Source organism: Cognatiyoonia sediminum (genome assembly GCF_900129845.1).
GTDB classification, from domain to species: domain Bacteria; phylum Pseudomonadota; class Alphaproteobacteria; order Rhodobacterales; family Rhodobacteraceae; genus Cognatiyoonia; species Cognatiyoonia sediminum.
The window spans coordinates 170,063-182,365 of record NZ_FQXB01000005.1 but is presented as its reverse complement, the minus strand read 5'-3'; the positions used below and the strand labels follow the sequence as shown (position 1 = coordinate 182,365).

Below are 12,303 nucleotides of genomic sequence, written 5' to 3'. Positions count from 1 at the left end.
GCCGCATCTCCCCCTGCCTCAATCTCAGACAGGATCGACACAACCGTGTCATGCACATCAGACGCGCCACTCGATGACGTCAATTCCGCTTTTTTAAGGTATTCTACAGCCATCGCGAAGCCTCCCTACTTATAGATATCTGGCAGAAGTGATGTGGACACTGCTGGAACATACGCAATGAACAACACCACTACAAACATGCAGAGTACGAAAGGTACTGCACGCGCCGCGATTTTGAGGATAGATTCACCTGTTATGCCCGACACCACGAAGAGGTTTAGCCCAAGAGGAGGCGTAATGAACCCGACGCCGAGTGCCGTAATCATCATAACGCAGAACTGAATTTCGTTCATACCAATGTTTTCAGCTAGAGGCATGAGGATTGGTGCCAAGATCACAATATTTGGCGTGGTTTCCATTACACAACCGGATGCGATCAGGATACCGATCATCAGAAGGATCAAGAGCCAAGGTTCGTTGGTCAGGCTTGTCGCAGAGGTCACGAAACCTTGCGGAACGCCCATGATCGCCAGTGCTTCGGCCAACGGTGCGGAGAAAGCAATGATCGGGAGGATCACGCCGTTCACCTTAGCGGAACTGACGAGCATTGATGGGAAATCCGCAAATTTAAGCGTGCCTAGGATGAAACCCATCAGGATTGTGACGATAACCGCCGTTGCACCAGCTTCGGTTGGGGTCAAACGACCCGAGAAGATGCCGTAGAAGATGATACCCGGCACGATGAACGCATACCAACCAGATTTGAGCGCACGACCCAAGTTGGAGAGCCATTCACCAAACGTTAGGTTTCCACCGCCTTCGTAGGCATAGATGCGGTTTACGATCAGGTTTGTGATCAAGATCGCAAAAAGGATGCAAAGGCCTGGGATCAACGCCGCAAGGAACAGCGTGGACGCCGATATACCCAGAACGAGACCGATGATGATGTAGGCGATCGATGGTGGGATCAGGATGCCGGTACAAGCACCCGCAGCAACCAGTGCACAGGCATAGGGCCTTGGATAACCCGCCTCTACCAGTCGTGCGATTGTCATACGACCCACTGCTGCGGCACCCGCCGCGTCGGAGCCGGAGATCGCCGCGAACATACCACAGACGAGGACTGTCGCAGAGCCGAAGCCGCCTTTGGTAAAGCAGGTCAGCGCTTCGGCGACATCGAGGAACTTTCGACTGAGCCCGGTTCGAACAAGCACGTCACCGGTGAGGATGAAGAGCGGGATCGCGGTAAGTGCGAAGGCATCAATGCCGGTGAACAGACGCTCGCCCACAAGGCTCAGCGGCAGGTCGCCAGACATCAAAAGCATCAGGATCGCCGCAGAGCCGATAGCGGCCCAAACCGGCACCGCCAGAGCGATCAGTGCGACGAAGAGGAGAACCGGGACATAGAAGTCCCATCCCAGTTCGACCGTTTGATTTACAGTATTCCAGAGCATTCAGATCACCTCAATCAAACAATGTGTCGCCTTCGTAGACAGGTTCCCCTGTCCGAAGCGAATGGAAGTCGCGCCGCAAGGATTGAAGCAAACGCCAAATGAGTAGGAAGAAGCCAGATGGAACAGCCATTAGGAACCAGACCTTTGAGATCCGAAGACCATCCGTCACCGAGCCAAACTTGTAAGAAACGTGCACGGCTTCGTAAGACCAGTAGAGCGCGATGACCGCGACAACCAACATCACCAAGTCACCGAAGATGTAGAGCAGGGTTTTCGGCGTCGGCGGAATGTAGTGCATGATCACATCGATGCGGATGTGTGCACGTTCTTTCACCGCGGCGGCGGCTCCGATCCACGCGAGGTAGATAAAGGAGTAGCGCACGATCTCTTCCCCCCAAATGGAGGAATAGGCGAAGATTTCGCGACGCAGCACTTCAATTGCCATTGTGATGACGAGCATCACGTAGAACAGCAAGAGCAGCCAACGTTCGGCGTTTTGGTCGATTTTACGAAGGATTTCCATCTTTGGACCCCGTCTCGATGCACGTACCGAGCCCACACAAAATGGTGCGGCTGTCAGGACATGCTAAAATGGGAAAAGTTGGGCGCCCCGAGCGGGCGCCCAATCTGTCTTATGCGTCGTGGACGTAGTACTTGCCTTGAGTACCTGCGGCCTCGACCATTTGTTCAAAGTTATCCATTGAACCTGCGAGTTCGACTTTAAACTCGTCCCATTCGGACCGCTGGTAGCCACCGGCATCCTGCCATTCGGCCAGTTGGTCATCGGACAAGGAATGGAACTCCACGCCTGCTTTGACCAGCTCCGCCATTGCGTAAGCGCGTGCGGATGGAACCTTGGCAAGGTTTTGGTGAGCTGTCATCTCGGAGCCCCACATGATGCCCTCTTGGACGTCAGCTGGCATCGAGTTGAACCATTCGAGGTTACAGGAGTAAACCTGACTGTCTGGAACAGCTTGTGTGAAGGTTACGTGGGACAGGATGTCCTTGAAACCGAACACGAAGAGCGCACCAACAGATGGGTCAAGCGCGTCAGCAACACCCTGCTGGATCGCTGAAGGTGTTTCGCCCCAAGCCACAGGCGTTGGGTTTGCGCCGACGAGGCGGTAGTACTGCTGCAGCATCGCAGAACCCGGAACGCGGAACTTGATGCCTTCCATATCAGCTGGAGTAATAACCGCGTCACCACCCTTACGCACCGCAACAACCCGTGGGTCGATGTTGACGTAGAACAGCGGCTTAAAGCCGTTTTCTTCGATCTTCGGCGTGACGTTGGAGGTCCAGAAATCAGATGTCACCAAGTTGGTGAAGCGCTGGTTGGAACCACAAAGGTACGGCATGTTGATCAGGTCAACTGTGCTCGCAAATGGTGCGAAGTTGGACAGCGAGTGCTGAGCCGCCTGAATTGTACCACCCTGAACTGCCTGAACAAGCGCGCCGCCGGCGCCGAGCTGGCCACCTGGAGCAAGCTTTACGTAGACTTTGCCGTTTGTTGCGTTCTGGATGTTTTCTTTCAGGTCGAGCTGCATGATTGGGTAGCTGCGGGACGCGCCAAGCACGTAAGCCGTAGCGATTGTCATGATGTGCTCAGCAGCAGATTCGCGCTCACGCTCTTCATTCGCAGACTGTGCAGCGGCTTCTGTCGACCAAAGCGCACCAGACGCACCAGCGACAAGAGCGGCTGTGAAGCCAGCAGTTGATGCGACCTTTAGGAAGTTGCGACGTTCTGTCGACTCCAACTCCATACGATCTTGTTTATCCATTTTTCGTTTTCCTCCCTTAGGGTTCATTCGCTGTCTTCGCTCTCGGCGCGTTCAGCTTCCTTTCGCAAAATCGCAACGACAAACAGAAGCGATGCGACAAACAGAACCAACATCTCCCCCACGTCCCCGAGGAACGCGCTATCTGCGAACGCACCTAAAGCGACATTTGTGAAGAAGATGATGAATACAATTAGCGAGCCATATAGAAACACGGGCACCTCCCAATGACCTTGGTTCTGACATCACTGTAAGCGCTTACAATTGTTTTTTGCAAGCGTTTACATTTTTTGATGTGCGATAGTTCGAAAATTGGAGTATTTACGAAGCAGCCGAAGTTGTTTTTTGGAACCATGAACAGACAGCCTTCCATACCAACTCTTGAAGACGTTGCGCAGGCAGCAGGCGTATCGACGGCCACGGTTTCAAGATGTCTCAACGAGAAAGAAAAAGTCTCCAAAAGCACCTTGTCCAAGGTCATGGAAGCTGTTGAAAACCTTGGATATACACCAAATTTCAACGCGCGAGCTATGGCAGCGCGCCGCAGCAATACCATTGGCGCAATCATTCCAACCATGGAGAACGCAATTTTTGCACGCGGGATACAGGCCTTTCAGGTCGCGCTGCACGAGAAGGGTTATAACTTGCTCGTCTCAAGCAATGTTTATCGTCCGGAACTTGAAACAGAATTAATCAAATCGCTGGTATCGCGCGGGGCTGATGGCCTCCTATTGATCGGGCATTCGCGCGACTCAGAAACATACCAGTATCTGGAACGACGGGGCATCCCATCGGTTCTAGCGTGGTCTATGCAACCCGGTCAGACACATACCTGTGTCGGGTTTGACAACCGCGCTTCAATGCACCCTCTGGCCGACAAGGTCATAGAATTAGGTCATCGGCATATCGGCGTGATTTCTGGGATAGTCGAGGGAAACGACAGGGCTCAATCTCGTCTCGAAGCAATCAAAGACAGTATGACCGCGCACGGCCTGACCGTCGACCCAGATATGATCATTCAAACCTTCTATGATTTGGACAACGGGTCTATCGCATTCGAACAACTCATGCAGAAGGTACCGACACCAACCGCAGTTATGTGCGGCAATGATGTCTTGGCTGCAGGTGCAATCGCCAAGGCTCGCGAAATGGGAATCAAGGTTCCCGAAGATGTGTCGATCACAGGATTTGACGATATTGAATTGGCCAAGCACGTCTACCCTGCTCTGACCACCGTGCATGTGCCTCATCGCGAAATGGGACGGCGTGCGGCAGATCTTTTGGTTGACTTGATTGAAGATAGAGGTTCGGCATCAATCATTCAGTTAGACACCGAAGTAGTTATGCGGGATTCACTTAGTCCGCCAAAAACCTAATTTCTGAACTTATTTAAAAATTGCGCCCGTCAACCATGCTGGCCAGTCTCGTTCAAAGAACGACTTCGCGCTTTCGTCAAAGGGTCTATTTGCCCGACGACCAATGACAAAGCTATCTCCGGTCAATCGAACGGTAATCTGCTCACCTTTATCTTCGTCTCGTTCGGCTCGGAACCGCAGATCATGGAGTAGACCACGCACAGACTCAGGAAGCGAGTCCCCATTCGGATCGCAGATCGCGCGGGCTCCGCGACTTCCGCCTCCGGCAGAAATATACTCATCCAGAGCCGTCAGAACTGCCTCAGACGCCAAGGCCATTTGCTGCCATTGCACGGCTCTAACGGTTTCATTTTTGCGCGATGTCGCAATGCCATATTTGCGAATTTTCGCATTGAGTTTTCTGGCGTCGCCCAATGCTGTGCTGACGGCGGTTGGGGTGCACAAAATACCGGCATGATCGCTCATTCGGGCCTGCACCTCATCGCGGACCGATTTGATCGAGAGGGCAACGTCTTCACTAGCGGCAGAGTTAAAGTCTTCGACCGCGTGTAGGACGGCTTTCGCCATGTCCGTCTCATTTGAAACCATTGCGGTGTTCGCCGCCGCATGTTCGGCAACTCGCGTGCCGAACACCTGCCCTGCGTTCAAGGCCGAGCCGCCCGGCCGGGTCGCGCCATGGGTGCCGGATGCTTCTCCGACAGCGTAGATACCGGGCACATTGGTACGCCCCCAGGTGTCGACCGCAATGCCACCGTTCATATGCTGATTGTTGACCGCGAACTCCAACGGGTCTTTGGTGATGTCGACTTTGTACCGTTTATAGAGTTCGATCGCGAGCGGGTTCATGTGCTTCAAGCGGTCAATTGGGAGGTCATGATCTGCACCCGCCGTCTTGAGATAAGTGGACACATCATCGTCTAACCGGTCGACGCCAAAGTCTAGATCGCCCGGTATGGGAAGGGGATTTCGGTTGAAATCCATATAGACTTTGCGCCCCTTTTCCCCTTCGCGAAAGATCGCGAGGTCCACCAAGCTCGACTGGAAATTGAGCATTCGGCTGGCGTGGAACGGCCATTGGTATCCTTTGCGGAACACGTTGGACGCCATTTCCTGTGTAGTTCGGTAGTAATCTGCGAGGAAATGGTGCTCGACGCCTTCTTCATCAACCGAATAAATGTGCGGGATCACTTGCACATACGTCCCCGAAAGGTTCCAAGGGAAGCCTTCGCGCCGTGTTCCGATGCCGAATTGGCTTTCAGTGATGTTTGTGAGTTCGAGCCCCGCTTCCAGAGCAAATCCCAACGTGCCGAAACACCCATTCGGAAAAACACTATCACGATAGAGCTCGCCTGGGCCGCCGGCAGCGATGACAAGCTTGTCGCACGTGTAAACTGCCAAACCCAGCGGGTTGGCGTCATCCATCTGCTTTGGACGCATGGCAAGCACGCCGCAGACATGGCCGTCGCTCTCAAGAACTTTGATCGCAGTCGTGTGGTTGTAGAACGGAATGCCGAGCCGAATGGCCTCTTCCGCGAGCACCTTCACCATCAGTCGAGAGGTACGTGGCCCGCAGGAAGTCGCGCGACCAACCTCATCATGGTCGGTTTGATAGCGCAAGGTTCCGCCAAGATCATCTTGCGGCAAGGGGAGGCCAAGATATTGCAAGGAGGCCATAGCGCGGATGGACCCGACGGCCTCGATATAAGCAGTGTCTTCATCCATTGCGCCACCGGCTCGAATGGACTTCGCCATGTCCTGAAAATCGTCGCCCTGATCTTTGGTGTTTGCTGTGTGCAGTGTTTGCTTGTCAGACCCCGAACAGGCCGACGTCCCGCCCCATGCGCTTTGGCTGATGATGGTGACGTCTAAACCGCGCCGTTTCATTTCCACCGCCGCCCGCAAACCTGCCGCGCCGCTGCCAATGACAACGGCCTGAGCGCGGTAGACGGGCATTGTATGTTCGCCCACCGTCAACGTTTCGAGTGCACCAGGCTCCGCCTCCAACCGCGGCATTTGCACATCGGTGAGCGCATCCAGAATGTCTTGTGACAGGGCAAGAGCCACAGAGTGTCCTTTCAAACTAGAGAATATCGACCCAGCGTTTTTGCTCGGACGATGTCATGCAAGCATCAACGATTTGGCAAATGTGATGGCCATTCTCAAAGGTCGGCCACATGGGTTGGTTGGTGGCGATCGATTTTATGACTTCCGCCACTTCGATGATTTTGCTTTCGTTGTAGCCCAGCGCAAAATTCGGAAGCGGCAGGAACTTGGCAAAAGTTTCATGCTCTGGCCCGACATCGATTTCGCGAAAGCCGCGACGGCCCGCCTTGTCATCATTCGAATAAAACCGAATGCGGTTTACTTCGTCATAGTCATAAACAAGGCTACCTTTGGTGCCATAGACCTCATAGGTCTGGATGAACTTGCGGCCTGTCGCGACACGACTGAAATCGATCAACCCTTTCGCGCCGCCTTCAAACGTGCACATGATGTTGGTGCCATCGGGATTGGTGATATTGCCCCATTCGGTGCCATCCGGAATTTCCGAAACGCCATCGCCGTAACCCAACCCATCGAGTTTGGGGCGTTTGTCGGTGACAACGTAAGAGTCCGCAATCAGCGACGAAACGCGGCCAACCAGAAAATCCATGAGGCTGAACACATGGCTGCCGGTGTCGCCAATGATGCCAGTTGGTGCCAAATCCCCATCCGCCCGCCACATGTAAGGGGCCAAGGGGTCACCGTAGATGTCGATGTGCTGGCAAGCTTTGAAGAGCTTGATCTCACCGATTTCGCCTGCATCGATGATCTCTTTCGCCAGATCATGCACGGGGTTGCGCGGGAAGGCGTGCCCGACGCGCGTGATGATGCCTTTCTCTTTGGCGATGTCGGCCAGTTCTCTGGCCTGCTCGGCTGTGTCGGCAAGAGGTTTTTCGCAGAATACGTGTTTGCCAGCCAATAATGCGGCTTTGGCCACCTCATAGTGGAGGCTGTCAGGCAGGCAGATGTCGACAAGATCGACCTCGGGGTCGTTCACCGCCACTTTCCAGTCCGTCAGAAGCTTGGCGCCCGGCGCCCGAAACGCAAGATCATCCATCGTATTGGGGTCATTGCCGACCAAAGCGGTCACACGCGCGGTTCCTCCGCTTTCACCGAAGAAATGCGGGAACGTCTGATAGGCCATCGTGTGAACGCGGCCCATCCAGCCGGCAGCCCCGAGCACTGCAACGCGAACCTCTTTCATTGTGTGAACCTCCGTAAACGCCTCATCGGCTTGATGCCCGCTCAATCAATTCAACAGGTGACCGCACCAACGGCTTTGGCTTTTCATCCTCTTTGATCCACCCCAAAATTTGCTGCGCCGTCGCTTTTGCAAATTCCGGAATGTTACTGCTAATCGAAGACAAGGGCGGATAGCTGTCCTGACAGTCTTCGATATCGTCAAAACCAACAACTTTAAGGTCGGCGCCGACCGCGATGCCTTCTTCTGCACAGGCTGACAAAACACCAAGAGCCACGAGGTCATTGAAGCAGATGACACCGTCTACATCTGGGTGGTCTTGCCTTAGCTTGCTGATGGTCTCTTTACCAAAGGTGCGTGTGGCTTGGCCGGTAAGAATAATTGGTTCGTCACCACGTTTCTTTAGAACCTGAAGGTAACCACTCATCCTTTCTTCTGTCACGGGGCGCCCTTCTAGGCCTCCAAGGAAGGCCACTTGCTTGCGGCCTTTGGCAAACAAATGCTCGGCCGCTAACTGACTGCCATGCTGATAGTCGGGTGCGATGAACGGGTGGTGGCACTCGGGCCCAGCCAAAGATCGGAAAACTTGCATTGTCGGCGTTTGGGCTGCATTCAAAATCGCCAACGCCTCCTCATCACCGCCATAGCTGGGTGAGATGATGAAACCAGAGACACCATGCTCGACCAAGGATGAGATCATCTGCACCTGCAGCGCAGGATCTTCGTCAGAATTGGCAAGAACGGTCGCAAAGCCGTGCCGTGCGAGTTCCATCTGAAACAGGGCAGCGAATTCGGTAAAGAACGGATTTCGCAGATCGTTGATCACCAATCCGATCAAACCAGAGGAGGCAGATCGCAACGTCGCGGCAGAGCGGTTGTAGACATAACCAATGTCCGCCATGGCCTTACGCACAGCCACGCGCGTAGATTCTTTGACGGCGGCATTGCCTTGCAGAACGAGGCTCACCGTCGATTTTGAGACACCGGCCTGTTTGGCGACATCCAATATAGTGGGGCGGTGACGCATCAGTGGTTTAGCTCCGCTTTCCAACTCTTGCCTTAGACATCTAAATCCAAAACCAGGATACCGTCGATCCCGCCGACAGCATTCTCAACCAACTGCGCACCGTATGATTTGTGTTCTTCGTCATCGCTGTATCTTTGCAGCGCGGCCCAATCGTCAAAATCGATGGTGAAACCGTGCATATACCCGCGCTCAATCTGCTCTGGGCTTTCGGAACGCCCGCCCCGAAAGTCTTGTGCGCCTTCTAGTCGCTTGGCGACACCGGCTAGCCCAGCATAGATTTCGGCAATCTTTTCGTCTGAGGTATCCGGCTTAAATCTCGTCAGCACAATATGGCGGATCATGGCATCATCCCTTGGTCTTGTTTGATCATATCGGCGGCCTTTTCGCCGATCATAATCGAAGGCGCATTGGTGTTAGAGGAATTGACCTGCGGCATGATCGAGGCATCGGCAACGCGCAAACCGTCGATCCCTTTGAACCGCAAACGTGGGTCCAATACAGCTGCGTCATCACTCCCCATACGGCAGGTACCAGCGCAGTGGTGCGACGTTTTCGAGTGAACGCAGATGAAGTTGAAATAGTCTTTATCGGTTTGCACATCGGGCCCTGGCAGACGTTCAGCGAGGATGTAAGGCTTCAACGCGTCTTGGCTCAGAATGTTCTGAACCAGCTTCAGACCACGGATCGACATTTCCCGATCATAAGGGTCGGAAAGGTAGTTGGGGTCGATCAACGGCATATCCGCTGGGTTGTCACTCTTCAGACGCACGGACCCGCGCGACCTTGGACGCAGGTGGCATGCATTCAGCGTCACACCGCCATTCGGCATGGCTTCAACGCCCGCCTCGATCCCCGTCCCTAGGCCAAGGTGCATTTGAATATCAGGAGACCGCGCGTTTTCATCCGCGTACCAAAAGCCGCCTGTTTCAAAGAGGCTAGATGCGACAGGACCTTTTCGCGTGAACAGATATTGCAGGCCAGCGAAGGCAGAGAGGTGCAGTTTGGCGTAACGGTCATATGTGTGCGGTCCCGTCACCTCGCAGATCGCGTAGAGGTCGAGGTGATCTTGCAGGTTCAATCCCACTTCCGGTTGGTCAAAGACAACATCTATCCCGATACTCTTGAGGTGATCAGCAGGACCAATTCCCGACAATTGCAGCAATCGAGGAGAGCCGATCGCACCTGACGACAAGATCACCTCCCGGTCCGCATGGATCATGGTGCCATCTGCCATTTCGACACCAACCACCTTGCCGCCCTCAACCTTGATACGGCGGCCCTGCGCTTGCATCTGCACGGTTAAGTTTGGCCGCGACCGCGCGGGCGCGAGGAAAGCCATAGCAGCGGAGGACCGGCGGGCGTTGCGTTGGGTAAGCTGGTAATAGCCCGCGCCATCCTGCCGCGCACCGTTCACATCCGTGGTTTTGGGAATACCCAACTGCGCTGCGGCTTCAATGAAAGCATCACAAATCGGCAAAGGGGCTGAGGGCATAGAGACACCGAGCGGGCCGCCCTTGCCGTGGAATTCGCCCTCATAGGTGTCATTGTCTTCGGATTTCTTGAAGTAGGGAAGAACATCCTGATAGCTCCACCCTTCACAGCCGAGCTGACGCCATTCATCATAGTCCTGAACGGCGCCACGCGTGTAGATCTGTGCATTGATAGCGGACCCGCCGCCAATCACTTTGGCCTGTGTGTAGTTGAATACTTTGTTCTGCATCGACCGCTGGGGAACTGTCGACCAACCCCAGGAACCGATGCCCTTGGTCATCTTGGCAAAGCCAGCGGGAAGGTGGAAAAACGGATGCCGGTCACTGCCACCTGCTTCCAACAAAAGCACGGTCACATCGGGATTTTCGGACAGGCGCGATGCAACGACAGATCCGGCAGACCCGCCACCGATCACAATGAAATCGTATCCTTTGTCGCTCACGATACAAACTCCGTCTCGGTCATGTGCCGCCCAGCGCGAAGCGCAAGTGCTGCGATTGTAAGGGCTGGGTTCACAGCAGCAGACGTCGGCAAGACCGATGCGTCAACAATGAACAGGTTTTCATGGTCATGGCTGCGACAAAAGCTATCTACGACGCTCGAAGTTGGATCATCTCCCATGCGAGCCGTCCCGCATTGGTGCGACGGCGTTCGGCGATCAAAGGGTTGCGAGAGAACGATCGGAAATCCAGCCGCTTTCAACTTACGCTTTAGTTCTTTGACCAATCGCTCATGTGCTTCCCAATTAGAACGTTGCCAATCCAGTTTGATTAGACCGTCTTTCAGGGTGACGCGGCTTTCGGGGTTCGGCAAGTCCTCTGACATCGCATAGAAGTCGAAACTCCGCGCCGCAATGAGATTAGCCAGCGGTTTAGGCAATTTCGAACTTGCCGCCAAAATAGACCCCGTGATTTTGCCCAGCATCTGGATGTTGCCGAGCGGAGGTTTGTTCCCGTCCTTCAGATAGAAATCGTTCACCATCAGGGTCTTTTGGTAGACCGACCTGTTCTTTCGCAGGGGATGCATTGCAAGGACAGCAGAACAGTTGTGGTTCATAAAGTTCCGACCGACCTGATCGGAGGAATTGGCCAGACCGTTTGGATTACCTTCATTTGCAGATGCCAGCAGCAAAGCCGCCGATTGGACCGCCCCCGCTGCCAAAACAACTATCGGTGCTCGCAGTGTTTCGGTTCCATTTGTGGTTTCACAAATTACCGCTGAAATCTTGCCGTCAGTGTCCGTCTTCAAACTGGCGACGCGGCAGCCTGTCTTAAGCTTGACGTTATCATGTCGTAGCGCGGCCTTTAGCCCGCCTGTCTCAGCGTCCATTTTGCCTTCGCCAGTGTTCGGGAAAGCGTCCCACGTGGTCTGCCCGCCGTCGAGCCATTCGTCGATGTCAACGCCTAAAGGTAGGCTGCACGGGGTCAGGCCTGCCCTTTTCAGACGGTGGCGCAGTTCGGTGATATCTGGTTCATCTGGGACCGGTTGATGAGCATAGCCCCCCGAATGAGGTGGTTCTGTCGGGTCTTCGGTAATCGTCCCACGGACAGCGTACAAATCCTCCGCAGCTTGATAATCTGTCTCTAAATCAGCGTAACTGATCGGCCAACCGGGTGTTGAGCCGCCAAAGTGTTCAATTGGCTCAAAATCCTCGGCGCGATAGCGGATAAGGACTGCACCGTAAATCTTCGAATTGCCACCGACGTAGTAGTAGTTACCCGGATTGAAGGGTTTGTCGGTGCCATCTAGCCAAGTTTCATTAGGCCGGAAAGTACCTTCCCCAAAGATCGCGTTTGGGTCACGATCCTGAGCCGACGGCTGAAGCCTTTCGCCTCGCTCCAGAATGAGAATGCGCCGACCCGTGGGGGCGAGTGACGCTGCCAGTGTCGCACCCCCCATGCCGGACCCGATTATGATGACATCCGCATCCATC

11 protein-coding genes are annotated in these 12,303 nt (G+C 54.4%); 1 reads left to right on the top strand and 10 read right to left on the bottom strand.

Annotated elements, in window-relative coordinates; genetic code table 11:
- Positions 1 to 125: 125 nt before the first annotated feature.
- The 4 genes from BUA85_RS14250 to BUA85_RS14235 all read right to left on the bottom strand — a co-directional run bounded on the left by BUA85_RS14250 (position 126) and on the right by BUA85_RS14235 (position 3,447).
- Positions 126 to 1,454: a TRAP transporter large permease gene (locus tag BUA85_RS14250; protein ID WP_072902216.1), complete on the bottom strand. Its 1,329-nt coding sequence runs from the start codon at positions 1,452 to 1,454 to the stop codon at positions 126 to 128.
- 10 nt (positions 1,455 to 1,464) lie between these two features.
- Positions 1,465 to 1,977 carry a TRAP transporter small permease gene (locus BUA85_RS14245; protein WP_072902214.1) on the bottom strand — a complete coding sequence of 171 codons (513 nt, stop codon included), beginning with the start codon at positions 1,975 to 1,977 and terminating at the stop codon, positions 1,465 to 1,467.
- A gap of 109 nt (positions 1,978 to 2,086) precedes the next feature.
- A complete protein-coding gene (locus BUA85_RS14240) occupies positions 2,087 to 3,235 on the bottom strand; it encodes a TRAP transporter substrate-binding protein (RefSeq protein WP_072902212.1) in 1,149 nt (382 codons plus the stop codon).
- A gap of 23 nt (positions 3,236 to 3,258) precedes the next feature.
- Positions 3,259 to 3,447, bottom strand: a complete 189-nt coding sequence (locus BUA85_RS14235) for a hypothetical protein (RefSeq protein ID WP_072902211.1) — start codon at positions 3,445 to 3,447, stop codon at positions 3,259 to 3,261.
- Between the two features lie 138 nt (positions 3,448 to 3,585).
- Here BUA85_RS14235 and BUA85_RS14230 point away from each other — a divergent pair, with 138 nt between their 5' ends.
- Positions 3,586 to 4,608: a LacI family DNA-binding transcriptional regulator gene (locus tag BUA85_RS14230; protein ID WP_072902209.1), complete on the top strand. Its 1,023-nt coding sequence runs from the start codon at positions 3,586 to 3,588 to the stop codon at positions 4,606 to 4,608.
- A 9-nt stretch (positions 4,609 to 4,617) separates the two neighbouring features.
- Here the strand turns inward: BUA85_RS14230 and BUA85_RS14225 are convergent, their stop codons facing one another.
- The 6 genes from BUA85_RS14225 to BUA85_RS14200 are packed head-to-tail and all read right to left on the bottom strand — an operon-like array spanning position 4,618 to position 12,302.
- Entirely contained in the window at positions 4,618 to 6,672 is a 2,055-nt protein-coding gene (locus tag BUA85_RS14225; protein WP_110559102.1) for an FAD-dependent oxidoreductase, read from the bottom strand.
- Positions 6,673 to 6,688: 16 nt separating this feature from the next.
- On the bottom strand, positions 6,689 to 7,855 hold the full coding sequence (locus BUA85_RS14220; RefSeq protein ID WP_072902253.1) for a Gfo/Idh/MocA family protein: 1,167 nt from the start codon (positions 7,853 to 7,855) through the stop codon (positions 6,689 to 6,691).
- 22 nt (positions 7,856 to 7,877) lie between these two features.
- Complete coding sequence (locus BUA85_RS14215; protein WP_072902251.1) at positions 7,878 to 8,879, bottom strand: LacI family DNA-binding transcriptional regulator; 1,002 nt, start codon at positions 8,877 to 8,879, stop codon at positions 7,878 to 7,880.
- Between the two features lie 32 nt (positions 8,880 to 8,911).
- Positions 8,912 to 9,220: a Dabb family protein gene (locus BUA85_RS14210; protein ID WP_072902207.1), complete on the bottom strand. Its 309-nt coding sequence runs from the start codon at positions 9,218 to 9,220 to the stop codon at positions 8,912 to 8,914.
- On the bottom strand, positions 9,217 to 10,812 hold the full coding sequence (locus BUA85_RS14205) for a GMC family oxidoreductase (protein ID WP_072902205.1): 1,596 nt from the start codon (positions 10,810 to 10,812) through the stop codon (positions 9,217 to 9,219). The genes BUA85_RS14210 and BUA85_RS14205 overlap by 4 nt, the downstream gene beginning before the upstream one ends.
- Positions 10,809 to 12,302, bottom strand: coding sequence for an FAD-dependent oxidoreductase (locus BUA85_RS14200; RefSeq protein ID WP_072902203.1), 1,494 nt, complete (start codon positions 12,300 to 12,302; stop codon positions 10,809 to 10,811). Before BUA85_RS14200 ends, BUA85_RS14205 begins: the two co-directional genes overlap by 4 nt.
- Between the last annotated feature and the right edge of the window lies 1 nt (position 12,303).